18 protein-coding genes are annotated in these 25,252 nt (G+C 67.0%); 6 read left to right on the top strand and 12 right to left on the bottom strand.

Going from position 1 to position 25,252, the window contains the following annotated elements:
- Nucleotides 1-34 precede the first annotated feature (34 nt).
- Nucleotides 35-415 carry a DUF427 domain-containing protein gene (locus tag CBM2588_RS19060; protein ID WP_115683655.1) on the top strand — a complete coding sequence of 127 codons (381 nt, stop codon included), beginning with the start codon at nucleotides 35-37 and terminating at the stop codon, nucleotides 413-415.
- Here the strand turns inward: CBM2588_RS19060 and CBM2588_RS19055 are convergent.
- The 7 genes from CBM2588_RS19055 to CBM2588_RS19025 form a co-directional block, all read right to left on the bottom strand.
- Nucleotides 412-762: a hypothetical protein gene (locus CBM2588_RS19055; RefSeq protein ID WP_115681982.1), complete on the bottom strand. Its 351-nt coding sequence runs from the start codon at nucleotides 760-762 to the stop codon at nucleotides 412-414. The genes CBM2588_RS19060 and CBM2588_RS19055 overlap by 4 nt on opposite strands.
- 5 nt (nucleotides 763-767) lie before the next feature.
- Nucleotides 768-1,187 (bottom strand): cupin domain-containing protein, encoded by a 420-nt coding sequence (locus CBM2588_RS19050; RefSeq protein ID WP_115681981.1) that lies wholly within the window; start codon nucleotides 1,185-1,187, stop codon nucleotides 768-770.
- Nucleotides 1,188-1,287: 100 nt separating this feature from the next.
- Complete coding sequence (locus CBM2588_RS19045) at nucleotides 1,288-2,118, bottom strand: GntR family transcriptional regulator (protein WP_115681980.1); 831 nt, start codon at nucleotides 2,116-2,118, stop codon at nucleotides 1,288-1,290.
- 91 nt (nucleotides 2,119-2,209) lie between these two features.
- Entirely contained in the window at nucleotides 2,210-3,199 is a 990-nt protein-coding gene (puuE, locus tag CBM2588_RS19040; RefSeq protein ID WP_115681979.1) for an allantoinase PuuE, read from the bottom strand.
- Between the two features lie 68 nt (nucleotides 3,200-3,267).
- On the bottom strand, nucleotides 3,268-4,002 hold the full coding sequence (locus CBM2588_RS19035) for an aspartate/glutamate racemase family protein (protein WP_115681978.1): 735 nt from the start codon (nucleotides 4,000-4,002) through the stop codon (nucleotides 3,268-3,270).
- A gap of 57 nt (nucleotides 4,003-4,059) precedes the next feature.
- Complete coding sequence (locus tag CBM2588_RS19030; protein ID WP_115681977.1) at nucleotides 4,060-5,583, bottom strand: NCS1 family nucleobase:cation symporter-1; 1,524 nt, start codon at nucleotides 5,581-5,583, stop codon at nucleotides 4,060-4,062.
- A 758-nt stretch (nucleotides 5,584-6,341) separates the two neighbouring features.
- Complete coding sequence (locus CBM2588_RS19025) at nucleotides 6,342-8,504, bottom strand: TonB-dependent siderophore receptor (RefSeq protein WP_115681975.1); 2,163 nt, start codon at nucleotides 8,502-8,504, stop codon at nucleotides 6,342-6,344.
- Between the two features lie 381 nt (nucleotides 8,505-8,885).
- Here CBM2588_RS19025 and CBM2588_RS19020 point away from each other — a divergent pair, with 381 nt between their 5' ends.
- The gene (locus CBM2588_RS19020) at nucleotides 8,886-9,440 is read left to right on the top strand and encodes a cupin (RefSeq protein ID WP_115681974.1); all 555 of its coding nucleotides are present in this window, start codon (nucleotides 8,886-8,888) and stop codon (nucleotides 9,438-9,440) included.
- A gap of 124 nt (nucleotides 9,441-9,564) precedes the next feature.
- Nucleotides 9,565-10,485 carry a dioxygenase family protein gene (locus CBM2588_RS19015; RefSeq protein WP_115681973.1) on the top strand — a complete coding sequence of 307 codons (921 nt, stop codon included), beginning with the start codon at nucleotides 9,565-9,567 and terminating at the stop codon, nucleotides 10,483-10,485.
- A gap of 235 nt (nucleotides 10,486-10,720) precedes the next feature.
- On the opposite strand, the gene CBM2588_RS19010 is transcribed toward CBM2588_RS19015, so the two are convergent.
- Nucleotides 10,721-12,397, bottom strand: a complete 1,677-nt coding sequence (locus tag CBM2588_RS19010) for an amidohydrolase (RefSeq protein WP_115681972.1) — start codon at nucleotides 12,395-12,397, stop codon at nucleotides 10,721-10,723.
- A 70-nt stretch (nucleotides 12,398-12,467) separates the two neighbouring features.
- Complete coding sequence (locus tag CBM2588_RS19005) at nucleotides 12,468-14,000, bottom strand: amino acid permease (protein ID WP_115681971.1); 1,533 nt, start codon at nucleotides 13,998-14,000, stop codon at nucleotides 12,468-12,470.
- A gap of 471 nt (nucleotides 14,001-14,471) precedes the next feature.
- Between CBM2588_RS19005 and CBM2588_RS19000 the strand changes: the two genes are divergently transcribed.
- The gene (locus tag CBM2588_RS19000) at nucleotides 14,472-16,148 is read left to right on the top strand and encodes a phospholipase D family protein (RefSeq protein WP_115681970.1); all 1,677 of its coding nucleotides are present in this window, start codon (nucleotides 14,472-14,474) and stop codon (nucleotides 16,146-16,148) included.
- 89 nt (nucleotides 16,149-16,237) lie between these two features.
- On the top strand, nucleotides 16,238-17,323 hold the full coding sequence (locus tag CBM2588_RS18995) for a Zn-dependent alcohol dehydrogenase (RefSeq protein ID WP_115681969.1): 1,086 nt from the start codon (nucleotides 16,238-16,240) through the stop codon (nucleotides 17,321-17,323).
- 47 nt (nucleotides 17,324-17,370) lie between these two features.
- On the opposite strand, the gene CBM2588_RS18990 is transcribed toward CBM2588_RS18995, so the two are convergent.
- The 3 genes from CBM2588_RS18990 to CBM2588_RS18980 form a co-directional block, all read right to left on the bottom strand.
- Entirely contained in the window at nucleotides 17,371-17,877 is a 507-nt protein-coding gene (locus CBM2588_RS18990) for a DUF6630 family protein (protein ID WP_115681968.1), read from the bottom strand.
- 26 nt (nucleotides 17,878-17,903) lie between these two features.
- Nucleotides 17,904-18,593 carry an ArsR/SmtB family transcription factor gene (locus CBM2588_RS18985; RefSeq protein WP_115681967.1) on the bottom strand — a complete coding sequence of 230 codons (690 nt, stop codon included), beginning with the start codon at nucleotides 18,591-18,593 and terminating at the stop codon, nucleotides 17,904-17,906.
- A gap of 95 nt (nucleotides 18,594-18,688) precedes the next feature.
- Nucleotides 18,689-23,908: a trifunctional serine/threonine-protein kinase/ATP-binding protein/sensor histidine kinase gene (locus CBM2588_RS18980; RefSeq protein WP_115681966.1), complete on the bottom strand. Its 5,220-nt coding sequence runs from the start codon at nucleotides 23,906-23,908 to the stop codon at nucleotides 18,689-18,691.
- 382 nt (nucleotides 23,909-24,290) lie between these two features.
- Between CBM2588_RS18980 and CBM2588_RS18975 the strand changes: the two genes are divergently transcribed.
- Nucleotides 24,291-25,160: a Bug family tripartite tricarboxylate transporter substrate binding protein gene (locus CBM2588_RS18975; protein WP_231942202.1), complete on the top strand. Its 870-nt coding sequence runs from the start codon at nucleotides 24,291-24,293 to the stop codon at nucleotides 25,158-25,160.
- Nucleotides 25,161-25,252 lie beyond the last annotated feature (92 nt).

Here is a 25,252-nt window from a genome sequence, read left to right as displayed (position 1 = left end):
AATGTCCTGCATCCCGCCATGCAGGAGCACGATGATGCCAGGCAAGCCCGTCAGGATCCCCGGCCCCGACCATCCCATCTCCATCACGCCGACCGCCGGCAGGGTGGTGGTCAAGGTGGCCGGCATCACGATTGCCGACAGCGATGGGGCGCTGACCCTGCAGGAGGCAAACTATGCGCCGGTGCAGTACATCCCCCGCGCGCACGTCGACATGGCGCGGCTCGAGCGCAGCGCGCATGCCACCTACTGCCCGTACAAGGGCGACTGCAGCTACTTCTCCATTCCGGCCGGCGGCGAGCGCGGGCGCAATGCGGTGTGGAGCTATGAGGCGCCGTATGCCGCCGTTGCCGCCATCGGCGCGTACCTGGCGTTCTATCCGGACCGTGTCGACAGCATCGAAATCATCGGACCCTAGGTTTCGAGCGCCGCATCGATCATCGCCGCGGCCAGGCCGATCACCAGCGCAATGGCCGAGGCGATAAAGCAGCGCACCGTCTTGCGATACTCCGGCACCGCATCGTCCTCGACGCGCAGCGCGCGGAACAGCGCGACGATCTGCAGCACCACCGCGGCCAGCAGCGCCACCGCCGCCAGCAGCGAGCGCCAGTCCCATTCGCCCGGGCTTTCGAAGCCCCAGAAGCGCCAGAATCCCAGCGAGAAGCCCAGCAGCACGGTGATCGCGGTGATGATGCCCTGGCGGTAGCCGGTCGGCACCACCTGCGGGGCTGGCTTGGAGGGTGCCGCTGGCTCGGGCGCGGTCATGGGCTTCAGGCCGGCGGCACCGGCATCTGCACCACGGCCAGCGTGGCGTCGGCGGGGCCGACCACCTTGCTGGCGTGGCCCTTGCCGGTGGTGTCTTCGAGCAGCAGTGCGCTGCCTGTCGGCAGCGCGCGGCGTTCGCCATCGCTCGCCTCGAATTCCATCGCGCCACCCAGCACGAAGACCCACATGCGCAGTGGCGACGGGTGTGGTTCGCCGACCCAGCCAGCGGGCACGACCAGGAAGCCTTGCCGGGCGGCTTCCTCCAGCGGCGATACCCAGAACGCGCGCGCAGGCGGCGCGAACAGGCGCTCGGTGACGGCAACGGCAAGCGGCGCGAAGTGCGATTCGCCGGCCGCATCCGCATACAGCCGCGCAAACGCCAGCGGCGCTCGCCCGGTCGCGGCGGGCGGCTCGATGGTGTCCATGATGGACCTCCCTGCGGCGCAGGGGCGCCGCCTTGTCATGCAGCCAGTCTAGGCTGCCGGACGCGGAGTGCAATGCCGGCCCGGGCTGGCGTGGCCCGCTTCAGCCCTTGCTGAAGATGCTGTAGAAGTCCGGAGCGCCGCTGTCCGGCATGCTCAGGTCGAGCGAGCCTTCGATGTGTTCCAGGTGTTCCGCCATCAGCGCGCTGGCGCGCGCGGCATCGCGCTGTTCGATGGCGTCGATCAGCTGCCGGTGCTCGTGCTCGGCGCAGGCGGGGGCGCCGGGGCGGTCGTACAGCGTGATGATCAGGCAGGTCAGCGACACCATCTCGCGGATCAGCTTTTCCAGGATGGCGTTGCCGGCCATCTCGGCCAGCAGGATATGGAACTCGCCCGACAGGCGGATCATCGCCGCGCGGTCGCCGCGGGCGCGCGCGTTGTCTTCTTCCATGGCATGGCGGCGCAGGCTGCGCACCTTGGCCGGCGTGGCGCGTTGGGCGAGTTCGGCGGCCAGCGCGGGCTCGACCACGCGGCGCGCCTGGAACACCTCGCGCGCTTCGTCCACAGTCGGGCTGGAGACAAAGGCGCCGCGGTTGGGCACCAGCGTGACCAGCTTCTCGTGCGCCAGGCGCGCGAACACCTGGCGGATGCGCGCCCGGCTGGCGCCGGTCACTTCGCACAGCCGCTCCTCGACCAGCTTGGTGCCCGCCAGCAGGCGGTGCTCCATGATGGCGTAGAGCAGGCTCAGGTAGATCGCCTCGGTGGCAGAGGCCTCGCTGCCGGCGCCTTCCTGGCCGCTCTCGTCGTCCGGGGCGGTATTGGCCGAGGCCTTTTGCATGGTCTTCTGCGAGGCTCCGGGGGCAGCCTTGGCGGCGGCGCGGCGCGGGGTTTTGGCGGCGGCGCCGGACGCCGCCTTTTTCGATGTGGTTGCCATATCAGGGTACGGACATTGAGCCCGTCGCCGGAACTGGCGACGAAACACGGCTATATCGTACACAACTATGGCGACAGCGAGGCCGCGGGGGTCAGGCGGCGGCGGTTTCCTGGCAGGCGGTGCGCGCCTGGGCAGCCGCGTCCCGCGCCTGGAACGGATGCACCTGCGCCCAGTGCCGGGCGATATCGACACGGCGGCAGATCCACACCTTGTCGTGTCCCTGCACGTAATCGAGGAAACGCTGCAGCGCGCGGAAGCGGCCCGGGCGGCCGAGCAGGCGGCAGTGCATGCCGACCGACAGCATCTTGGGGCTGTCCTGTCCCGCGGGATCGCCTTCTTCATACAGCACGTCGAACGCATCCTTCAGGTACTGGAAGAACTGCTCGCCGGTGTTGAAGCCCTGCGGCGTGGCGAAGCGCATGTCGTTCGAATCCAGCGTGTACGGCACCACCAGGTGCGGCTTCCTCTCGCCGCCGCTGACTTCGACCTCGGTCCAGAACGGCAGGTCGTCGCCGTAGTAGTCCGAGTCGTACAGGAAGCCGCCATGCTCGACCACCAGCCGGCGCGTGTTGGGACTGTCGCGGCCGGTGTACCAGCCCAGCGGCAGCGCGCCGGTCAGGTCCTTGATGATCTGCATGCCGATGCGCATGTGCTCGCGCTCGGTGGCTTCGTCGATGTTCTGGTAGTGGATCCAGCGCCAGCCGTGGCAGGCGATCTCGTGGCCCAGTTCGACGAAGGCCCGGGTCAGTTCCGGATGGCGCTGCAGCGCCATCGACACGCCGAAGATGGTCAGCGGCAGGCCGCGTTTTTCGAATTCGCGCAGGATGCGCCAGACGCCGGCGCGCGAGCCGTATTCGTAGATGCCCTCCATGCTCATGTGGCGGTCCGGGTAGGCCGCGGCGCCGACGATCTCGGAGAGGAACTGCTCGGAGCCGGCGTCGCCGTGCAGCACGCAGTTTTCGCCGCCTTCTTCGTAATTGAGGACGAACTGCACGGCGATGCGCGCGCCGCCAGGCCAGCGTGCGTGGGGCGGCTGGGCACCGTATCCGGTCAGGTCGCGGGGATAACGTGTGTGGAGCATGTTGCGCGATAAGGTAAGTGGGTCTGGAAACATCAGTTCAGCGCTCAGTTCAGTGCTCAGTTCAGTGCTCAGTTCAGTGCATAGGGCGCCAGCATGCCGGCATACGCCTTGGGCAGCGGCCGCGCCCAGTCGCCGCGCTTGCTGGTGCCCAGGCGCACCGAGACCAGCGCCTCGGCCAGCTTGACCGCGCACGAGACGCCGTCGATCACCGGCGCGCCGATGGCGTCGGCGATCTCGTCGCACAGGTCGGTCATGCCGGCGCAGCCGAGCACGATGCATTCGCTGCGGTCTTCCACCAGCGCGCGGCGACAGGCCTCGGTGATGATGCGACGCGCGTCCGAGCCGGGGCGCTCCAGCTCCAGCACCGGCAGGTCGCAGGCGCGCACGTTGTTGCAGAAGCGCTTCATGCCGTAGCGCTCGGCCAGGTGCCAGGCGATATTGCAGGTGCGCGCCAGCGTGGTGACCACGCTGAAGCTGCTGCCGACCACGCTGGCCATGTGCATGGCGGCCTCGGCGATGCCGATCACCGGCCCGCGCGCCACTTCGCGCGCGGCGTACAGGCCCGGGTCGCCGAAGCAGGCGATGACGTAGCCATCCACGCCTTCCTGCTCGCCGGCCAGGATCTCGTCGAGGATGCCCGGCACCGACAGCGCTTCGTCATAGTGGCTTTCGATCGAAGCCGGGCCCATGCGCGGGCTGACCGCGCTGATGCGCGTGCCGGGGGCCGCCACGGCGGCGGCGCACTGCCCGATCTTGTCGGTCATGCTCTGGGTGGTATTGGGATTGATAATCTTCAGCTTCATGGACACGGCTCGGTTCGGTGCGGTCGGAATCGTGGGTCGGTTCAAGGATGGGCGGCATCACGCCTGGGTGGCGGCGCGGCTGCCCAGGTGCCCGGGCATCATGCGCGGCGCCAGCTGCCGGTACAGCACCAGCGCAATGCCCATGCCGATAAACCAGCTGTAGTTCGCCGCTGCCTGCCAGGCCGGCACCACCACGCACAGGATCGGGATGATGGCCGCGGGAATCATGGTGGCCACCGCCGCCGGGTTGAAGCCATTGCGGTACCAGTAGCGGCCGCGCGGGTTCAGCGTGTACAGGTCGTCGACTTCCACGTGCTGGCGCCGCACCAGGTAATAGTCGGCGATCAGGATGCCGAACAGCGGGCCGATGAAGGCGCCCAGCACATCCAGCGTGTAGTGGATCACCTGCGGGTTGTTGTACAGGTTCCAGGGCGTGATGAAGATCGAGGCCACCGCGGCAATCATGCCGCCGGTGCGCCAGCTGATGTGCTTGGGCGACACGTTGGAGAAGTCGAACGCCGGCGACACGAAGTTGGCGACGATGTTGATGCCGATGGTCGCGGTCATGAAGGTGAACGCGCCCAGCAGCATGGCGAAGGTGCTGTCGATATGGCTCACCGTCTCCACCGGATCGGTGATCAGCTTGCCGAACACCGGCAGCGTGGCCGAGGTGGTGATCACGGTCAGCAGCGAGAAGCCCAGGAAGTTGACCGGCAGGCCCCAGAAGTTGCCGCGCTTGACCGACTTGAAATCCTTGGCATAGCGCGAGAAGTCGCCGAAGTTCAGCATCGGCCCGGAGAAGTACGACACCACCAGCGCGATCGCGCTCAGCATCACCGGCACCGCTTCCCAGCCGGTGTACTTGACGAAGCTCAGCGTGAAGTTGACGTTCTCCCAGCCGGCCTTGTTCACCAGCCAGATCGCCAGCGCGATCATCACCACGTACACCGCCGGGCCGGCCCAGTCGATGAACTTGCGGATGGTCTCCATGCCGGTCCAGAACACCAGCGCCTGCAGCACCCACAGCACCATGAACGCGGCCCAGCCCAGTGTCGACAGCCCGGCGAAGCCGTGCAGCTTGACGTCGGCATACGGCGCCAGCGACGGGAAGAAGTGCAGCGCCAGCACCAGGAATGCGCTGGATGCCAGGTAGGTCTGGATGCCGTACCACGCCACCGCGATCAGCCCGCGGATGATGGCCGGGATATTGGCGCCGAGCACGCCGAAGGAGGCCCGGCAGATCACCGGATAAGGCGTGCCGGTCACCTGGCTGGGCTTGGCCACCAGGTTGCAGAAATATTGCACGATGACAATGCCCACCAGCAGCGACACCAGCACCTGCCAGCTGGTCAGCCCCAGCGCGAACAGGCTGCCCGCGGTGATATAGCCACCGACGCTGTGCACATCGGACATCCAGAACGCAAAGATGTTGTAGGTGCCCCAGGTCTGCTTGCGCAGCGGCGCCAGGTCCTCGTTGGTCAGGCGTTCGTCATAGCTGGGCTTGATCAGGGCGTTGCCGTGTGCGGCATGCCCGGCCTGCGCCTGCGCTGCGTCGGCGGGTGTTGCGGTGGTTTGCAGCATCTGAGTCTCCTGGCAGATGTGTGTCTTGACGATAGGCGACGCGCGGCCCTTCGGGGCTCTGTGCGGGAGGGTGTTTATGTGTCTACTAAATTGTCTACAAAATTGATTGAGTGTGTAGACGATGTTGTAGATCACGGATTTGTGATTGTCAACATTCGTTTTCCCTGAAGGTGGGAGGCGGGGGATGTGAGGGGTGGGGATTGATGCGGGTGACTTCGTGGATGCTCCGGCCCTCTCCCACGGCCCTCTCCCGCAAGCGGACGAGGGAAGCAAACAGGCGGAAGGGAGAAGTCCTTTGGGCTCGCCCGCGACAGCGCCGTGCGAGCGCAGCGACGCACTCCGTGCCCGAGCAGCACACCTGAGATAGGGAGCGCGCGCAGCGCAGCCGAAGGCGTCCCACCGATAGCGCCAGCAGCAGGCTGCCTACACCCTGTTGGGATCGTTCAAAAGTCAGTGGTCGAAGGCACCGCCCCTGACTCACATAGCGTTAGCAGGTTCGAACGGGCACCCACGCCAAACGGAAATCACCACCCCCCGAACCACCAACGCCGCGGAATTGATTGCCAGCCGCATAGGCGACGCGTTTCTTGCCTACTTCTTGGCGCTCGGCCAAGAAGTAGGTCGCCGGCTGCGCCGGCGAAACAGCCACGCCCGCCAAGCACGACAACCCACCCAACTTCCACACCCCAAGCGCAGCGAGAACCAACAAAAAACCCGCTCACAGAGAGCGGGTGTCATCGCGCACATGCGGCAAAACCTCAATACGCAATCCTCGCCGTCAAACTGATGCTCCGCGGATCCGCCGGCTGGATGTAGTTCTCGTACTGGAAGCCCCAATAGCGCTTGTTGGTCACGTTGTTCAGAGCCGCCCGCAACGTCAGGTCCTTGCCCGCAACGCGCGTGCTGTAGCTGGCCCCGAGATTGAACACCGTATAGCCGCCGGCCTCGAGCGTATTCCCCGCATTGAGCTTGGTGCTGCCGGTGTACTTGCCGTCGAAGCCAAGGCGCAATCCCGGCACAAACGGCACGCGGTAGCTGACGCGGCCGGCCATGATGAAGCCGGGCGCGCCGGCCACGCGGTTGCCGCTGTTGGCGACGCCCTTGTCGTAGTACGAATCGAGATACATCGCGCTGGCGCCGAACTCCCATTGCGAGCCCAGGCGGTACACGCCCGCCAGCTCCAGGCCCTGGTAGATCGAGGTGCCGTCCTGCTGGCGCGTCGGCACGCCGCCGCTGATGCTGTCGTACTCGGCGCCGCGCTCGATGCGGAAGGCCGCGGCAGTCGCGCTCCACGCGGCCTGGTCGGCCTTGACGCCGATTTCATACTGCTTGCTGCGGATCGGGCTGAGCAGCTGGCGCGCGTTGGTGTAGCCGTCCGGCACGATCGAGCCGGGCTCCAGCGCTTCGACATAGCTGGCATAGACCGTGGCGGTGGGCACCGGCTTGAACATCAGCGCCAGCGTCGGCGTGACCACGCCGTTCTTGCTGTAGCTGGAGGTGACCGGCACATAGCCGTTCTGCTCGAAATTGGTCACGCGCAGGCCGGCCAGCACCGACCAGCGCTCGGTCAGCTGCACGGTGTCGCTGGCGAACACCGACTTCTGCGTGATGTCGCTGTTGCGCACCTTGCTGAAGGCGGTCGAGCTGTAATACGTGTTGGTGTTCGGCACAAAGATATTGCCGGTGCCGATGACCGCGCCGAAGCCGTTGTTGTCATAGCGGTCGATCTGCTTCTGCCACGACAGGCCCGCCACCAGCTGGTGGCCGAACGGGCCGGTGCGGAACTTGCCCTCCAGCATCGCCTGCCATTGGCCCACCTGCTGGTTCTGCGCGGTGTCGTAGCGCTGGTCGATGTAGTCGCCGGCCTGGTTCAGCAGGTTGTAGGTGCTTTCGTTGCGGCTGCGGTTGACCTTGGTAAAGCTGTAGCTGGTGCTGACCGCCCAGTCCGGATTGATCTGGTAGCGCAGGCCGGTGCTGTACAGCTGCAGGTTGGTGTTCAGGTGCTGGTCGGCGCCGGCGAAGTTGCGGATGCGCCCGGACACCGCGCCCGGCAGCGCCGTATCGCCATAGCTCCACAGGCTGAACGACGGCATCTGGCCCGTGGCGCGGCGGTCCTGGTAGATCGAGTCGAAGGTCCAGGTCAGGTCCCTGGTCAGGCGCGCGTCCAGCCCCAGCGACACGCTGTCGCGCCGGATATTGCGCGCGTTGTACGGGGTGCCTTCTTCGTGCGTCGCGTTCAGGCGGTAGCCGAACATATTGTCCGGGCCGGCGCGGCCGCCCAGGTCGACGTGCTCGCTCCAGACATTGGCGGCACGGTAGCCCAGCTCGAACGATGCCGTGAAGGTGTCGGTCGGCTTCTTGGTGACGTAGTTGACGATGCCGCCCGGCGTGGCGAAGCCGTACATGAAGCCCGGCAGGCCCTTGAGCAACTCCACCTGTTCCATGTGCTCGTACGGCAGCGTGATGCCGTAGGCCACGAACGGCAGGCCGTTGATCTTGAAGCCGTTCTGCCAGTCGATCTGCAGGCCGCGCACGCTCAGGTAGCTGGACCAGCTGTTGTAGCCGTTGCCGTTGTCGCTGACCGACGCGTCCATGGTGAATACATCGCCCAGCTTGGCCACCTGGCGCTCGGCCAGGTCCTCGCCGGTGACGATGGTGGTGGAGTAGGGCGTGTCCAGTTGCGTGCGCGAGCCCAGCGCGCCGGCGCTGGCCTTTTTCTCAAGCTGCAGGCCGGAATCGTCCGCCGCCGAGGCGCTCACGGTCACCGCCGGCAGCGATGCCGCATCGGCCGGCGCCGCGGCCTGCTGCGCCAGCGCGGCCGTCGCCGGAAAACCGGCGAGCACGGCAAGTTGCGCCAGCACGGCGAGATGGCGAGGTTGGGGTGCGCGCGCTCGCGCGGCGCGAAGGACTTGGCGGCTCATGATGGAACAGCAGGAAGACAGGCAGGCCTGTATGTAAATGTCAATACAAATGCGAATAATTCGCATTTCGGAAAAGACCGAATGATGCCCACGCGTGGGCCATGGCGTCAAGGCGGCAGGACCGGGTTTGTGGTGAAAGCAACGACGGACGGGCGCCGTTCCGTGGGGCGGCCGTGGGGCGGTCACTGCGCGCGTAATGCCGCTTGGGTGGGCTGGGTCGCGGCCCGCGCGGACGGTCGCTCGGCGCAAAACCCGATACCGGATTGTTATCGCGGCCTGCGAAAAATGGTGTTGGACGGCCCTGTTGGCGCTTCTTAAAGTTGCACGAACAGAGGCGCACGCCCTCTCGTTTTCCCAACTTCATGACACCGAGGAAGCCATATGGATCCCACCCCACAGGAAATGGAAGCCACCCGCATCGCGCGCTGGGGCAAGGTCAAGCCTTACGGCGAGACCTTCATCGAAAGCCGCCTGCCCGGGATGAAGAAGAACATCTACAAGATCATGAACCGCGGCGTGCTCGAGAACAAAGGCGTCGAGCCCGCGATCCCCGGCAACCACCGCTTCGGCGTGACCTTCATCGAAATCCCCGTCGGCCAGGGCGCCAGCCTGCACGCGCACAAGACCGAGGAAGTGTTCTGCCCGCTGAACGGCCAGATGGAAGTGATCTGGGGCGAAAAGGGCCAGTACTCGCTGATGCTGAACCAGTGGGACGTGATCTCCTGCCCGATCGGCGTGATGCGCGGCTTCCGCAACCCCAACGACCACGCGCTGGTGGTCTACTCAGTGGTGGGCGGCACCGACGAAGAATGCGGCCGCATCGCCTGGCACCCGGACGTGGTCAAGGCGGCCGAGTCCACCGGCCTGGTCTACGGCGACGACGGCTACATCAAGGAAGGCGGAGCGGACCCGGCGCAGCCGCGCACCGAAGGCTGACCACGTTCGCGGCGCGCGGACGCGTGGCCGGCGAGCAGGCGCCTGCGGCATCGAGCGGGGCGTCACAGCGACGCCCCGCTCCGCGCCATATCCATTCCCACTTTCCACAGGAGCTGACCACACCATGACTTCTGCTTCCGCAGGCGGCGCCAGCGCCGTTTCCACGGCGGCCCCTCAATCGATTCCCGCCACCCCCGAGGCGCTGCTGGAAGCCGTGCTCAAGGCCAATGCCGGCACCGCCGACGCGCGTACCCGCACCATACTCGATGCCCTGATCCGGCATGCGCACGCGTTCGCGTCAGAGGTGCAGCTGACTTATGAAGAACTCCACGCCGGCCTGGACTTCATGGTCCGCATCGGCCAGGCCACCGGCCCGAAGAAGCACGAGGGCATCCTGCTCGCGGATATCCTCGGGCTTGCCACGCTGGTGCTGCTGATGGACGCCAAGGCCGTGCTGGCCGCCGGCGGCACCGAGCCCGCGCTGATCGGCCCGTTCTGGCGCGCCAACCAGCCGGTGCGGCCCAACGGCGCACATATCGCCACCCCTGACACCACTGGCGACCCGCTGACGGTGCGGGGCCGCGTGGTGTCGATCGACGGCACACCCATCGCCGGCGCGCGCATCGAGACCTGGCAGGCGGCGCCGAGCGGCCTCTACGAAAACCAGGACGAACACCAGGAAGACATGAACCTGCGTGCCGTGTTCGAGACCGATGCCGAAGGGCATTTCTGGTTCGACAGCGTGCGGCCGTCGGGCTATGGCGTGCCGATCGACGGCCCCTGCGGCGAACTGCTGAAGCTGCAGAACCGCGACCACATGCGCCCGGCGCACCTGCACTTCATCGCCATCGCGCCGGGGCACAAGGTGCTGACCACGCAGATCTTCGATGCGCTCGATCCTTATGCCTTCAGCGACGCCGCGTTCGGTGCGGTCGGCTCGCTGCTGCGCGATTTCGAACCGGATGGCAACGGGGGCTTCCGCCTCGATGTCGAGCTGAAGCTGGAGCCGGGCGAGACGCGCCTGCCCAAGCCGCCGCTGCCGTGAGGGCGGTACTTTCGGACGGGGCAGGACCGCTGGCAAAGCGATGAGGCCGACCTGGCGCATGCGCTGGCCGTCGTCGCCGGCACACCCGCGCGGCGGTCCCGGGGCGACTATCTGGCCGCGTGCCGTGCACTGCCAACCGCGCGTCGTCTTCAAAAAAAAGCGACACCCTTGCGGCGCCGCGCTTGTCACCCCCGGCCTGCCCGTACGGGCAGGCCACTGGTGCACTACCGCGTGCTTACCGCTTGCCGTCCTTCGCGTACACGCGCTCTCCGGCCACCCACGTCTGCAGCACCTGCGTCTTCCAGATATCGGCAGGCTTGACCTTGAACAGGTCCTGGTCGACCAGGATAAAGTCCGCCCACTTGCCCGGCTCGAGCGAGCCCAGCGTCTTCTCCTGGTGCTGGGCGTAGGCCGCGTCCAGCGTGAAGGCGCGGAAGGCCTGAGGCAGGGTCATGGCTTCCTCCGCATGCCAGCCCTTGATCGGGCGGCCTTCATGGTCGGTGCGGGTCACCGCCGCGTGCAGGCCGTAGAACGGATTGGCCGATTCCACCGGGAAGTCCGAGCCGCCCGCGATCACGGTGCCTTGCCTGAGCAGCGTCTGCCAGGCATAGGCGCCCTTGATGCGGTCCTTGCCGACGCGGTCTTCGGCCATGTTCATGTCGCTGGTCGCGTGGGTGGGCTGCATCGACGCGATCAGGTCCAGCGACTTGAAGCGCGGGATGTCCGGCAGCGCGATCACCTGTGCGTGCTCGACGCGGTTGCGCAGTTCGCGCCCGCCCACGTCCTTGTACGCCGCTTCCATGGCGTCCAGCACCTGGTGGTTGGTGGCGTCGCCGATAGCGTGGATGTTGACCTGGTAGCCGGCCTTGATCGCGGTCTTGACCGCGGCCTGCATCGCGGCATCGCTCATGAACAGCAGGCCGCTGTGCACGTGGTCGTCCGAGTACGGTGCCATCAGCGCGGCGCCGCGGCTGCCGAGGGCGCCGTCGCCGTACAGCTTGACCGCGCGCAGGTAGTAGCGGTCGTTGCCGTAGCCCGACAGCGGCCCCTTGGCCGACAGCGCCTTGAAGTCGTCCCCGGTGTCGCGGATCATGCCGTAGATGCGGGTGGTCAGCTTGCCCTGGTCGGCGAACTCGCGGTAGATGCGGTCTTCGGCGACGGTCACGCCGGCGTCGCCCGCGGCGGTCAGGCCGAGCGCGTTCATGTGCGCCAGCGCGGCGGCCAGCGCGGCGCGGCGGTCGTCGTCGCTGTACGGCGGGATCACGTTGTTGACCAGCGCCATGGCCTTGTCGACCAGCACGCCGGTGGGGTTGCCGCTGGCATCGCGCTCGATGCGCCCGCCGGCCGGATCCTTGGTGTCGCGCGTGATACCGGCGGCCTGCAGCGCCTTGGTGTTCAGCCACGCGGCGTGGCCGTCGACGCGCACCAGCCGCACCGGGCGGTCCGATACGGCGGCGTCAAGCTCGGCTGCCGTCGGGAAGCGGCCCAGCTTCCAGTTCACCTGGTTCCAGCCATAGCCCAGCAGCCATTTGCGCTGCGGGTTCTTGTCGCCATAGGCGCGGATCATGCCCTGCGCCTCGGCCAGCGTGCGCGTGCCCGACAGCGAGATCTCGGTGGTCTTGAAGCCCAGGCGGAACACGTGGCCGTGGGCATCGATCAGGCCCGGCAGCAGGGTCTTGCCCTGGCCGTCGATGCGCTGCGCGCCCGGATACTGCGTGCGCAGGGCGGCGGCGTCGCCGGTGGCCAGCACCTTGCCCTGGTCGAACACCAGCCCGCTGAAGCGGGTGACCTTGTCCTGCTGCAGGGTATAGCCCTGCACCGATTCCACCAGCGTGGGCGCGGCGTGCGCGGGCAGGCCCAGGGCCATGCCGGCGCCAAGCGCCAGCAGGCTGATACGGATTGCTTTCTTCAAAGCGATGCTCCTTGTTGTTGTGCTTTTTTTTGCTTGATGCTGCGGATTGCCAGGCGCCCGGGAACGGCGCCTATTCACCGGCCGCGGGCACGACGGTGCGCATTACGGCGGCATCGCGGGCCGGCAGCGCGGGGAATTCCATCTCGGCATAGGGCACGAAGCGCGTCTTGCGCGCGATGCGGTAGCCCAGCCAGATCAGCAGGAAGATCGGAATGCCGATATAGGTCGCGGCCACGCTGACCCAGTCGATCCTGCCGCTGGTAAAGGCCTGGTAGTTCTGGCCCAGCGTCACGACCAGGCACAGCCCGAAGGCAAAGATCGGCCCGTAGGGAAAGAACGGCGAGCGATAGGGCAGCCGGTCCAGGTCATGCCCCTGGGCGACAAAGCCCTTGCGGAAGCGGTAATGGCTGATGGCGATGCCGAGCCAGGCAATGAACCCGGTCATGCCCGACAGGTTCAGCAGCCACAGATACACCGACTTGCTTTCGAACAGCGAGGTCAAAAAGCACAGCGCGCCGACCGCGGTGGTGGCCAGCAGCGCCACCAGCGGCACGCCGTTGCGCGTCAGCCGGGCAAACACGCGCGGCGCGCGGCCCTCGGTGGCCAGGTTGTACAGCATGCGGGTCGAGGCATACATGCCGGAGTTGCCGGCCGACAGCACCGCGGTCAGGATCACCGCGTTCATCACGCCGGCGGCAAAGGCCAGGCCGGCATGGCGGAACACCAGCGTGAACGGGCTTACGCCCACGGTTTGCACGTCGCTCTTGAGCAGGCTGGGGTCGGTGTAGGGGATCAGGATGCCGATGATCAGGATCGCCAGCACATAGAACAGCAGGATGCGCCAGAATACCTGGCGCACGGCGCGCGGGATGTTCCTGGCCGGATCGGCCGATTCGCCGGCGGCGACGCCGATCAGCTCGGTGCCCTGGAACGAGAAGCCGGCGATCATGGCCACGCCGATCAGCGCGGGCAGCCCGCCGACGAAGGGGGCATCGCCGGTGGTCAGGTTGGCCAGGCCGTGGCTGGCCGCCATGTCGCCGCGCAGGATGCCGAAGATCATCAGCGTGCCGATGCCGATAAAGGCCACCACCGTCACCACCTTGACCAGCGCGCACCAGTATTCGGCCTCGCCGAAGCCGCGCACCGAGATCGCATTGAGCGCGAACATCAGGCCCAGGAACAGCGCGCTCCACAGTACGCCGGGCGTGTCCGGGAACCAGTACTGCATCACCAGCTGCGCCGCGGCCAGTTCCACCGCGATGGTCACGGCCCAGTTGTACCAGTAGTTCCAGCCCAGCGCGAAGCCGAAGCCCTCGTCGACATAGCGCGCGCCATAGGTGGCGAACGAGCCCGACACCGGCATGTACGCCGCCAGCTCGCCCAGGCTGGTCATCAGGAAATACACCATCGCGCCGATCAGGATATAGGCGGCCAGCGCGCCGCCGGGCCCGGCTTGCGCGATAGTGGCGCCCGAGGCCACGAACAGTCCGGTGCCGATCGAGCCGCCGATGGCGATCATGGTGAGATGGCGGGCGCGCAGGGTGCGGCGCAGCGTGGGCGCGGGTGCGCCGGCGGAGGAAGGCTGGGAGGGTTGTGTCGACATCGGAATCCGGTCTGGGCGCGCTGTGCGGTACAAGCCACGAAGGGACGCAAAGGGGCGCGAAGGCGCGCAACTATGCCGGCATCGCCGGGCGGCCGCAAGCTGCGCCAGGCCGCCAGCCGCGCGGGCGGCGACACATGCCGCAGGGCCTCCTCCCGGTGCTACCGGCCGGTATATTGGGCGGCATCATAAGAGAAATCGCTGTGCAGGGAAAGCCGCAGCCGCCTGCCTGGCAAGGGTGCTCTTGGCCAAGTGCCGCACTCGCCGCCGGATGCCGGCCTGCCTGCCGGTCCGCCCTTCGGCCATGTTGCGCTGTAGGACAAACTCCCGGCGCGGACAGGAATGGCACCGCTGCCGGGGCTGGCGCGCGGGGTATATCTTGCGAGGTAGCAGGCGCTGCACGCCGGCCGGTGCGAGGACCCGGCCACCGGCCCATCCCCGTTCCTTCATTCACCGGCACAGGGAGACTGACGGATGTTCCAGACGCACAGCCATGTTCCGCTCGACGCCCGGCGGCCGATCGCCGCGGCACGTGCCGGCGCCGGCTGGTGCCGGCGCGCGGCCCGCCTGGCCGCCATCGCGCTGGCCAGCCTGATCGGCACCGCGGTGCTGGGCGGCTGCGCCAGCCTGCCGGCACAGGCGGAGCGCACCCCGTCGACCGCCCCGGCCAATACCAGCGACACGCCGCTGGGCAAGGCGCTGGCGCCGCGCCTGGCCAAGCGCCCGGGCGAGTCGCTGTTCTACCCGCTGCAGTCCGGGCCCGACGCCCTGGCCGCGCGGCTGGCGATGGCACGCGCGGCGCAGCGCAGCCTGGACCTGCAGACCTATATCTTCGAGCCGACCGGTACCGGCGCGGCCGTGCTGGGGGATATCCTGGACGCGGCCGACCGCGGTGTGCGCGTGCGCATGCTGCTCGACGACCTGCATACCGGCGGCCTCGACAAGGTCCTGTCGGCGATCGATTCGCATCCCAATGTGGAAGTGCGCCTGTTCAACCCGTTTGCCAACCGCAGCGCGCGCTGGCTGGAAATGCTGGTGGACTTCAAGCGCCTGGACCGGCGCATGCACAACAAGTCGATGACGGTGGACAACCAGATCACGCTGCTGGGCGGGCGCAATGTCGGCGACGCGTATTTCTCGGCGCGCACCGACATGGATTTCAGCGACCTCGATGTGCTGGTGGCCGGGCCGGCGGTGCCGCAGGTGTCCGCGGTGTTCGACGAATACTGGAACGACGCGTCTTCCTATCCCGTGGTGGCGCTGATCCCCGCCGGCAAGGAAGCGCCGGTGGAAATGCGCAGCCTGCGCAAGCGGCTGGAGGCGCGTGGTGACCAGGCCGTGGCCAGTCCCTACGTGCAGGAGCTGCTGGACTCGGGGCTGGCCAGGGGCATCGAGAGCGGCCACATGCCCGGCTACTACGGCAAGGCCGTGGTGGTCTCGGACAAGGCTGCCAAGATCACCCACCAGACCCACGACGACCCGGGCCACGCCACCGCCAGGCTGGAGAAGATGATCAGCAGCGCGCAGAAGGAGGTGCTGCTGATCTCGCCCTACTTCGTGCCTGACGACGACGGCGAAGCCTGGCTGATCGCGCTGGCGCGGCGCGGCATCCGCGTGCGCATCCTGACCAACTCGTTCGAAGCCACCGATGTCAGCCCGGTGCACGCCGGCTACGCACCGCACCGCCAGGCGCTGGTTGCCGCCGGCATCGAGCTGTACGAGCTCAAGCCCAGCGCCTATGCCGAACTGGCCAATCGCGGCAAGGCCGCGCGCGGTTCGCGCTCGCGCGCCTGGCTGTCGTCCAGCCGCGCCAGCCTGCACGCGAAGAACTACATCGTCGACCGGCGCCAGGTCTTTATCGGCTCGCTCAACATGGACCCGCGCTCGGCCAAGCTGAATACCGAGATGGGCGTGGTGCTCGACAGTCCGGCGCTGGCCGAGCGCATGATCCGCTCGACCGAAGACGGCCTGCTCGACATGGCTTACCGCATCGGGCTGCAGACCGATGGCGACGGCGGCAATCCGCGCCTGACCTGGACCACGCGCGAGAAGGGCCAGCTGGTGGTCTACGACAGCGAGCCCGGCATGGGCCCGCTGCAACATCTGGGGATCGGCGTGCTGCGCGTGCTCCCGATCAAGGAAGAGCTTTAAAGCGGCACCGGCGGGCGGCCCGCGGCTTTCCTGAACCCCGGTTTGGGGGTATTTTTTCCGGCACCGTAGCTCCCCTCCGGAGGAATTCCATGAAAGCTGCAGTGCTGCATCAACCCAGGACGCCGCTGGCGATCGAAGACGTGGCCATCGGCAAGCCCGGCCCGCGCGAAGTGCTGGTGCGCACCGCCGCCGTCGGCGTGTGCCACTCCGACCTGCATTTCGTGGACGGTGCCTACCCGCATCCCGTTCCCACCATCCCGGGCCACGAGGCCGCGGGCGTGGTCGAGCAGGTCGGCGCGCAAGTCCGCACGGTCAAGCCCGGCGACCACGTCATCACCTGCCTGTCGGCCTATTGCGGCCATTGCGAGCATTGCCTGACCGGCCACCTGTCGCTGTGCACCGAGCCCGATACCCGCCGCCGCGAGGACGAAGCGCCGCGGTTGCAGGCCGCCCATGGCAACGCCATGCACCAGTTCCTGAACCTGTCGGCGTTCGCCGAGCAGATGCTGATCCATGAGCACGCGCTGGTGGCGATCCGGCGCGACATGCCGCTGGACCGCGCCGCGCTGATCGGCTGCGCGGTGACCACCGGCATGGGCGCCGTGATCCATACCGCGAAGGTGCAGCCGGGCGAGACCGTCGCCGTGATCGGCTGCGGCGGCATCGGGCTGGCCACGGTCAACAGCGCCGCCATTGCCGGCGCCGGCCGCATCATCGCCATCGACCGGGTGCCCGGCAAGCTGGAACTGGCCCGCAAGTTCGGCGCAACCGACGTGATCGACGCCAGCGAGGGCAATGTGCCGGACGCGGTGCGCGCCCTCACCGGCGGCGGCGTGCACCATGCCTTCGAGGCCATCGGCCTGAAGGAGACCACCGAGCAGGCCTTTGCCATGCTGCGCCGCGGCGGCACCGCCACGGTCATCGGCATGATCGCGCCGGGCGTCAAGATCGAACTGAAGGGCAGCGATTTCCTCGGCGAGAAGCGCATCCAGGGCTCGCTGATGGGCTCCAACCGCTTCCCGGTGGACATGCCGCGCATGGTCGATTTCTACATGGCGGGCCGCCTGCACCTCGACGAGCTGATCGCGCAGCGGCTGCCGCTGGAACGCATCAACGACGCCTTCGACGAACTGCGCCGCGGCGAACTGGCGCGCTCGGTAATTCTGTTCGACTAGGCGCGCAGCGCGGCCGGTGCGGGGCCGGCAAGCGCGCCGGCCGGTGTTCAATAAGGCTGGTCCGCCGGCCGCACCTCGAAGCGCAGGATCTCGGCCAGGTCCAGCATCTCTTCGTCATCCTCGCTGCGCGTGATCCAGCCGGCGTAGGCATCGCCGCCGGTATCCCAGTTCCACAGCGTATAGCCCGCCACGCGCAGCTGGTTGTGCGCCAGCTCCATCAGTTCCGGCACGCTGGTGCTCTCCAGGAAAGCCTCGTCCTCGGGGTCGTCGGTGCCCCAGTCGAGCTCCAGGTCCATGCGCTCGCACAGCTGGGTCAGGCAGCCGATAAAGGACTGCGCGTCCTTCCAGTCGACAAAGAAGCCGGACTGCCAGTCGATGACCTCGCGGATCACCCACAGCAGTTCCGGCCCGTCGGTGTCGTCGTCCTCGGCATCGAGCAGGGCGTCCTCGAACATCGCCATCTGGGCCGAGGTCTGGGCGCTGTCGCCAAGGTTGATCAGGGCGAAGAAACGCGCGATCGCGTCCTGCGTATCGTCGTCCAGCGGTGTGGCCATCTTTTTTCTCCTGTTGCCGCGGCGCGCTAGGCCGCGATGCGGATGATCTCGCGTTGGCCCGCCGGTGTCACGCGCAGCGCGCGCGAAGTGCGCGTGGGCTCGACCCAGCCGCGCGCCAGCAGGCTGCCCAGCAGCGCCGCGCCGAGCGCGCCGCCCAGGTGCGGCTTGCGCTCGCTCCAGTCCGGACAGGTGCAGGCAAACTGCCGCCGCTTGCGGCGCGCCGCGTCCACATCCACGCCCAGCCGCGCCAGCGCCTGCGCGCCGTCGCCGCTGAGCTCGACGCGCGGCCCGTCCAGCATCAGCCAGCGCGACTGCGTCATGCGCTCGAACAGCCCCACCGCCAGTTCGCCCGCCAGGTGGTCATAGCAGGTGCGCGCCTGGCGCAGCGCCGGCGGCGCCGTGCGCGACACCGGCACCGCGCGCAACCGCGGCGGCTGGCTCGCCAGCGACGCCGACGCCAGCGCCTCGATCGCCACGCCGATCTCCGGCGCCGCCAGCCGGTAGTAGCGGTTGCGTCCGCGCGTCTCCGCCACCAGCAGGCCGCCTTCGGACAGGCGCGCCAGGTGCCCGCTGGTGGAAGACGCCGACAGGCCGGCGATCAACGCCAGCTCGCCGGCGGGCCGGGCGCTGCCGTCCATCAGCGCCCATAGCATCGCGGCACGGCCCGGGTCGGCGAGCAGGCTGGCGAGGTGGCTGATGCCGGGGGTGTAATCCATGGTTTGGGGTGGGGTGAAGGGTGTGATGCGGAGTATAGGATGGCGCTGGCGAGGGTGGCCAATGCAAATCAGGTTCCGACACCCTCGCACTTCCATCACGACGGAGCGCCGCAGTTCACTTCGGGCGCAGTTTCGGCCGCCTGTAATGTGAACTCGAATACGGCGCCCCGTGGCCGGTTCGGCCACGCGTGCAGGCGCCCGCCATGCGCTTCGAGAATGGCGCGACAGATCGACAGGCCCATGCCCAGGCCTTCGGCCTTGGTCGTGTAGAAGGGCTGGAACACCTGCTCCGTATCGGCAGGCAGGCCGACACCGACGTCGTGCACCGTGACCACAACTTCACGCGCTGGGCTGACTGCGGTGCGTACAGTGAGTTCGCGTGAATGCTCGAGGATCTCGCGCATTGCCTCGACGGCATTGATCACCAGATTCAGCAACACTTGCTGGAGCTGGATCTTGTCAGCCCACACCAGGGGTAGCGCGGGCAGCAGTTCCGTTTTCAGGATGACCTGGGTGCGATCCAGTTCGCCGGCAAAGAGCGGCAGCGTCTCGGCGATCATCTCGTTGAGATTGATGCGCTGCGCTTGCGGCCCGGCCTTGCGCAGCATCGCGCGCATGCCCGCAATAACGCTGCCAGCGCGTTCTCCTTGCTCGACAATGGCGTCCAGGGCTGCGACCGCCTGCTCGACGTCCGGTTGCTGGCGCGTGAGCCACCGTAGCGCGGCGCGTGCCTCGATGGTCAATGCCGCGATTGGCTGGCTCACCTCATGGGCGATTGATGCTGTCAGCGCGTTGAGTGTGGTGACGCGGCTTGCGTGCGCCAACTCTGCATGGGCCTGGCGCAGGGATTCATCTGCGCGCCGGCGGTGCTCGGAAAGCCGGCTGTTCTCAATGGCACTGGCCGCCTGGAACGCCAGCAGCTTGATCACCTCGATCCGTGCCGGAACGAACACACCTGGCGCAAGTGCGTTTTCAAGATAAAGCACTCCGGTCAGCCTGCCTTGATTCAGCAGCGGCAGGCACAGCATCGAACGTGCCCGGCGCTGGCGAACAAAGGGGTCGGCGGAAAAGGCCCCGCTGGCGGATCCATCGTTCATGACCACGTGCTCGCGAGAATCCAGCACGTGCTCGACCATCGCCAACGGCATATCGGCTGCATCGAGCGGTCGCACGGACAATGTCACCACGACCGATTCCTCCCGCACGGCAGCTTCGGCTGCAACATGATGTTCGGCGCCTTCGGGCAAGATGAGCAGCCCCCGCGTCGCGCCGGCCTGCTCGATGGCGGTCCGGATCAGCGTCGCCAGCAGCCGTTCCAGCCCGGTCTCGCCCGACATCGCCTCCGAGATCGCGATGACCGTGGCCAGGTCCAGATGCTGGAGCGGAGCGCCAATCGTGCCCATCGACGGGGTTGAGGCAAGGGCGGCTCCCGCATCGACCGCCAGCGCGGGATATTGCATGTCGAGCTGCCAGACCTTGGCGTCTGCACCCCAGCGCATGTAACCGTGACGCGCCTGGCGCAAGTACACCAGCGCGACGTTATCGAGCCGGCGATCCAGATAAAAGCGCGCCGCCAGTTCGTTTGCCAGCGCCTGAATGTGGATCAGGTCGCTTTCGCGTGCCGAGGCGATAACCGACTCGTACCCGCGCATCGCGTCGATGTCGCGTCCTTCGAGCCGGGCAATCTCCGCCTGGACCAGCGTGGCCCGGTGCGCAAACGTCGCCGGGCAGCGCCGTGCCCATTGCGCCAACTGCCAATGGTGCCCGGCCAGTTCGGGAAGATGCGCTGCGAGTTCGCCCTCGACGGCTGGATTGCAGCACGCCGCGCGTGCCAGTGCCGCGTAGAAATGATACTCGGCCTGCTCGAAGTAAGCCGGCGAGGTCCACAGAAGCGGGCGTGCCTGCTCGGCCGCATCCAGTGCCTCGGCCGCGGCGCCAGCCAGATAGCGAGCCTGAAGCTTGCGGATCCAATACCAGCATGACACCAGCAGCAGGCCCACGTCACCGCGCAAGCGGGCTTCGAACGAGGCTTCGCTGAAATCCTTGGCGTCGAAGCGCCCGAACACCGGCGTGACCCCGCGCAGCGTACGTACGAGCTGGCGCTGAGGCGCAAGGCGGTCCGCCACCAACGTGAAGCGCGGCCCCCAGGCAAACACGCTGCCCGAGTCGGCATCGCGTTGCACGCTGGCGAGCGGATCACCGATCGCCAGCGCATGCGTCATCAGGTTGCTGCGGATGTAGGCGGCATAGGTGAGGTCGCCGATCTGCTGCGTCAATGCCAACGCCTGGCGCAGCAGGCCGCGCGCGACGCGCAGCGGTTTGGACCAGTGCAGCAGATTCCCGCCGACGACCTGATATACGCGTGCGCGTATCCGGTCGATGCCCCGCCGTTCCGCAACCTCTATCGACAGCCGCTCGAATGCGACGCCGGCCGGCTCATCGGTGGAGGCGGCCACGTGCAGCATGGCCACCCATGCATAGGCGAGGGCCGATTCGTCGCTGTTGCCATGCGACAGGCTCAGGTTGGCCATGCGTAGCACCACAAGCCTGCGCAACTGGTCGTCGGTGTACCAGGCCGGCTGCACCAGCGCAATCAGCACGCGCATCGTCGCGAGCGCACCGGGGTCCGTCATCGGGGGCAGCGCAGCCAGTTCGGCGATCTCGCGCTCGCCGAGGTGGCGGGCGAACAGCGCCTCCTCGCGCGCCAATGCCGTTGCAGTCGGATGCGATGCCCATTCGACCCCGGCACGCTGCAGGTAGGCAAGCCCGACCGTGACCGCTTCGGCACGGCGCCCGCCGGTCATCAGCAGGCCCAGCTGGAGTTGCGTGAGGACTGCCAGCGCGGTGAGCGACGAGGTGCGCGCGGCCAGTGACTCCAGCCGATGCTCGGCGCGCGCCGAATCCCCGGTGAGAAACTCGCATTCGGCCATGTGCAGCGTCAAGTCGAAGGCGAGGGCCTGGTGCCGCGCGAAGCCGTGATCGCCCAGCAGCGCGAGCCCGATCGACAGATAGTGCAGCGCCGCGGTGTTGGCGCATGCGGACTTGGCGCGCAGCGCGGCAGCCAGGTTGAGTTCCGCGAGCCTGTCGCGCTCTTCCTGTACCTCGATGTTCTCGGTCGCGCGGTTCAGCTGTCCGACGATGGTAAAGACGTTCGCCTCGATCTCGTCGCACGGCGTGCGCTCGAGCAGTAGCCGGCCGACACGCAAATGGAATGCCTGCCGCGTTGGCTCGGCGATGCGCGAATAGGCCGCTTCGAGGACTCGGTCGTGGGAGAAGCGCAGCACGTTCTCCCTGCACGAGACCAGCCCCGCGTGCATGGCTTCGCGGATCGCGGGCTCCAGTTCGCGGGCGTCGCCGGGCCAGCCGCGCGCCAGCGTGTCGACCGTGGTGTCGTTGCCCAGGCAGGCAAGCAGGGCCAGTGCCGATCGCGTACTGGCCGCCAGCCGGTCGATCCGTCCCACCATCAGCGCTACCACGTTGTCAGTCAGCGCCTTGGCTGCGAGCTGGTCGAGGTCCCAGGTCCAGCGTGCCGCGCCGTGATCGAAGTGCAGCAACCCCTCGTGGAACAGCTCGCTGATGAACTGCGTGGCGAAGAACGCATTGCCTGCCGTTTTGTCCATCACCAGTCGCGCAAGCGGCGCACTCGTGTCGGTATTGCAATGGAGCGCGTCGGCGACGAGCTGCCGCAGGTCGGATTCGCCGAGACAACCCAGCTCGACATGGACCACGGCGGCGCCGTCCGCGCGTAACGCATCGACACCGTGGATCGCGCTCTGGTCGTCTGCGACTTCGTGGCTGCGACAGGTGCAGACCACCAGCAGGTCTGCCGTGCCCGGATCAGTCAGCATCTGGTGCAGCAGCGTGACACTTTCGTCGTCGAGCCACTGGAAGTCGTCGAGGCACAGCGTCAGCGGCCGCGCGCTTCGCGCGAGAGCGGCCACGAGGTTGCGCAGCGCAAGCCGCACTTGCGGCCCGGTTTCGCACGACGGCGTTTCCCGCATCCACGGTACCGGACCGAGCAGCGTCTTCAGTTCGGGCAGCAAGGGCACAAGCGCACCGGCGTTCGGCCCCAGCGCCTGCGCGATGACGGTGCGCCACGGAGCCATGTCGGCCGCGTGATCTGCCAGTCCATTGCGCAACAGGCCGCTGAGCGCTCGCGCGAGCGTTGCATAGGGCAGCCGTACGCCCGTATCGATGGGCGCCTCGGCCGCCAAGTCAGCCGGCGCGTCGGCCTTGCCGGCGGCATGGATCCCGCCGCGCCCGGCAACCGCGCGCGCAAACGACCGCATGAGCGATGTCTTGCCTACGCCAGAATGGCCGGAAACCATCACGATTTCGCTGCGCCCGGTGGAGGCCACGCGCTCGTACGCTTCCACCAGCGTCGCCATGGCCTGCTCGCGACCATAGAGGTGGTCGGGGATGGCCCAGGCCTCCGAAAGGTCGCGCTGCCCCAGTTCGAACGCTGCAATCTGCCCCTGCGCCGACAACGCCCGCCGGCAGTGCTGCAGGTCGCGCACCAGGCCTGCGGCCGTCTGGTAGCGTTCCTCGGGAGCCTTCGCCAGGAGCTTCATGACAAGCGCCGAAAGCATCGCAGGCACGGCTGGGTTGCGCTCGGCCGGCGGCCACGGCGAGCGCGCCAGGTGTGCATGGACCCAGTCCAGGGGTTCACTGGCGACGAAGGGCAGCACACCAGTAAGCATCTGGTAGAAGGTAACACCCAAGGCATACAGGTCGCTGCGTGCGTCGATCGCCCGATTCATCCGGCCCGTCTGTTCTGGCGACATATAGGGCAACGTACCGGAGATGTCACTGATGTCCGCACGTGCCTGGGCGCCGCGCGGCCCTCGCGACGCGATGCCGAAGCCCGTCAACCAGACCTGGCGCCGGTCCGGCGCCACCAAAACATGGGCGGGCTTCAAATCCTTGTGGATCAGGCCGCGCTGATGGAGATGGCTGACAGCCATGGTTACCGCCACGGCAATGTCGAGAAACATCGCCGGGTCCATCGGCCCACCCACCAGGCGGGCGAGTGGCTCGCCGCCCGGATCGTCGAGCAGCAGCATTGCCGTATCGCGCTCGCGCAGCAGCCTTAGCGGGCGGGCGGCCCAGGTCGCATCGATGTTGTCACGAAGCGCATATTCGTGATCGAGCCGGTCAAGCGCGGCCGGGGCGGAGGGATTGTTGGCAGGCCAGACACCGAGCACGGACACCTTGCAACCATCGTCCTGCATCAGCCAGCCGCGGCCGAACAGCCGGTCCCCTGCCTCCCATGTGGAATCAAAGCGTAAACGTATTCCGGCCTGCGGGAAAAACATGGAAAGCACCGTTGTCGGGACCAATGTGCAAAAAAACGGCTAGCTTGCAGGCGCAGCCGGGAGGCCGCATCTTACCAAATCGCCCATGTCGACACATAATCGACAGCCGCTGATGCGCCTGCGGTGTTGGACTGATCGCGTATCAGCCTTCCGTGGCTCAGCCCAGTAAATCCTTAAATACCAGCTGGCCCCGCTCGCCTTGCGACAATGGCTTGATTTTTCACCCTTTTTGATTGTGCAAAGACTCGCAGCAATAATGCGATCCGGCGGATGGTTGGTGGCAGGCGGAACGATCGCGTCGGTTCAGCCAGCGTGGGCCGGCTATCCCGATCAACCCATCACCATGGTCGTGCCTTATCCTCCGGGAGGGCCGGCGGATCTTATGGCGCGCCCGCTCGGCGAGGGACTGCAGACCGCGCTGGGAGTGCCAGTGGTGCTTCAATACAAGCCAGGCGCGGGCGGACAGATCGCCTTGCGCCACGTTCAACGCGCCAGCAACGATGGCTATACCCTCGTGCTCGCCCTGGCCGCCTACGCGATCGGGCCACTCGTGAGTCGGTCGGCCGGCTACGACCCAGTCAGTGATTTCCAGCCGGTTTCTCTGCTGGCAAAGCAACCATTGGTGCTTTATGTGGGCGCCACTTCGAAAATCACTTCTGTATCCGAACTGATCGTGCGCGCAAAGTCCCATCCGGTGACCGTGGCATCGTCCGGATACGGAAATACCAGCCATCTCGCCATAGAGTTGCTGTCGCAATCCGCCTCGATACGAGTGACCCATGTGCCGTACCACGGCGGCGTCCAGGCGGTCACGGCAGCAATCAGTGGTGACGTGGACGCAGTGTTCGCGGGGGCCGATAGTCTCAGGTACGTCAAATCCGGGAAGTTGCGTGCACTGGCGATTGCGAACGACACTCGCCTGCCGATCGCGCCTGAGACGCCCACCTTTGCGGAGGCCGGGTTGCAGAACATGTATGTCACCGGGTGGTATGGCGTTCTGGCCCCCAAGGGGACCGCGCGAGACAGAATCGAAAAACTCGATCTGGCGGTGAAGCATGTCCTGTCTGATTTGTCGAAGAACGAGGTGCTTTCAGGTTACGGTTTCAAGGTCGTGCACGCGGGCCCTGCAGACTTCCAGGCGTTTATTCGACAGGAGCTGGCACGCTGGAGCAGGCTGGTCGCTGAACGCAACGTGGTTGCGGATGAGACCGAGAGCGGAAAAGCGGGAGTCGCCGGCAAGGATCGACGGTAAAAAATCGGATTTTCGCCGATTGGGGGCGCCATGGGGATCGGCTAGCGCGGATGGATGTTTGTATGTAATATACAAAATATCACCATATCGGT

The sequence above is a fragment of the Cupriavidus taiwanensis genome (genome assembly GCF_900250075.1).
In the GTDB taxonomy this organism is placed as follows: domain Bacteria; phylum Pseudomonadota; class Gammaproteobacteria; order Burkholderiales; family Burkholderiaceae; genus Cupriavidus; species Cupriavidus taiwanensis_C.
Note: the sequence above shows the minus strand (reverse complement) of the source record. Positions and strands in the feature narration are given on the sequence as shown.

Coding starts and splice junctions, on each gene's coding strand:
- CBM2588_RS19060 (WP_115683655.1), top strand. CDS start 35: ATGCCAGGCAAGCCCGTCAGGATCCCCGGCCCCGACCATCCCATCTCC.
- CBM2588_RS19055 (WP_115681982.1), bottom strand. CDS start 762: ATGACCGCGCCCGAGCCAGCGGCACCCTCCAAGCCAGCCCCGCAGGTG.
- CBM2588_RS19050 (WP_115681981.1), bottom strand. CDS start 1,187: ATGGACACCATCGAGCCGCCCGCCGCGACCGGGCGAGCGCCGCTGGCG.
- CBM2588_RS19045 (WP_115681980.1), bottom strand. CDS start 2,118: ATGGCAACCACATCGAAAAAGGCGGCGTCCGGCGCCGCCGCCAAAACC.
- puuE (WP_115681979.1), bottom strand. CDS start 3,199: ATGCTCCACACACGTTATCCCCGCGACCTGACCGGATACGGTGCCCAG.
- CBM2588_RS19035 (WP_115681978.1), bottom strand. CDS start 4,002: ATGAAGCTGAAGATTATCAATCCCAATACCACCCAGAGCATGACCGAC.
- CBM2588_RS19030 (WP_115681977.1), bottom strand. CDS start 5,583: ATGCTGCAAACCACCGCAACACCCGCCGACGCAGCGCAGGCGCAGGCC.
- CBM2588_RS19025 (WP_115681975.1), bottom strand. CDS start 8,504: ATGAGCCGCCAAGTCCTTCGCGCCGCGCGAGCGCGCGCACCCCAACCT.
- CBM2588_RS19020 (WP_115681974.1), top strand. CDS start 8,886: ATGGATCCCACCCCACAGGAAATGGAAGCCACCCGCATCGCGCGCTGG.
- CBM2588_RS19015 (WP_115681973.1), top strand. CDS start 9,565: ATGACTTCTGCTTCCGCAGGCGGCGCCAGCGCCGTTTCCACGGCGGCC.
- CBM2588_RS19005 (WP_115681971.1), bottom strand. CDS start 14,000: ATGTCGACACAACCCTCCCAGCCTTCCTCCGCCGGCGCACCCGCGCCC.
- CBM2588_RS19000 (WP_115681970.1), top strand. CDS start 14,472: ATGTTCCAGACGCACAGCCATGTTCCGCTCGACGCCCGGCGGCCGATC.
- CBM2588_RS18995 (WP_115681969.1), top strand. CDS start 16,238: ATGAAAGCTGCAGTGCTGCATCAACCCAGGACGCCGCTGGCGATCGAA.
- CBM2588_RS18990 (WP_115681968.1), bottom strand. CDS start 17,877: ATGGCCACACCGCTGGACGACGATACGCAGGACGCGATCGCGCGTTTC.
- CBM2588_RS18985 (WP_115681967.1), bottom strand. CDS start 18,593: ATGGATTACACCCCCGGCATCAGCCACCTCGCCAGCCTGCTCGCCGAC.
- CBM2588_RS18980 (WP_115681966.1), bottom strand. CDS start 23,908: ATGTTTTTCCCGCAGGCCGGAATACGTTTACGCTTTGATTCCACATGG.
- CBM2588_RS18975 (WP_231942202.1), top strand. CDS start 24,291: ATGGCGCGCCCGCTCGGCGAGGGACTGCAGACCGCGCTGGGAGTGCCA.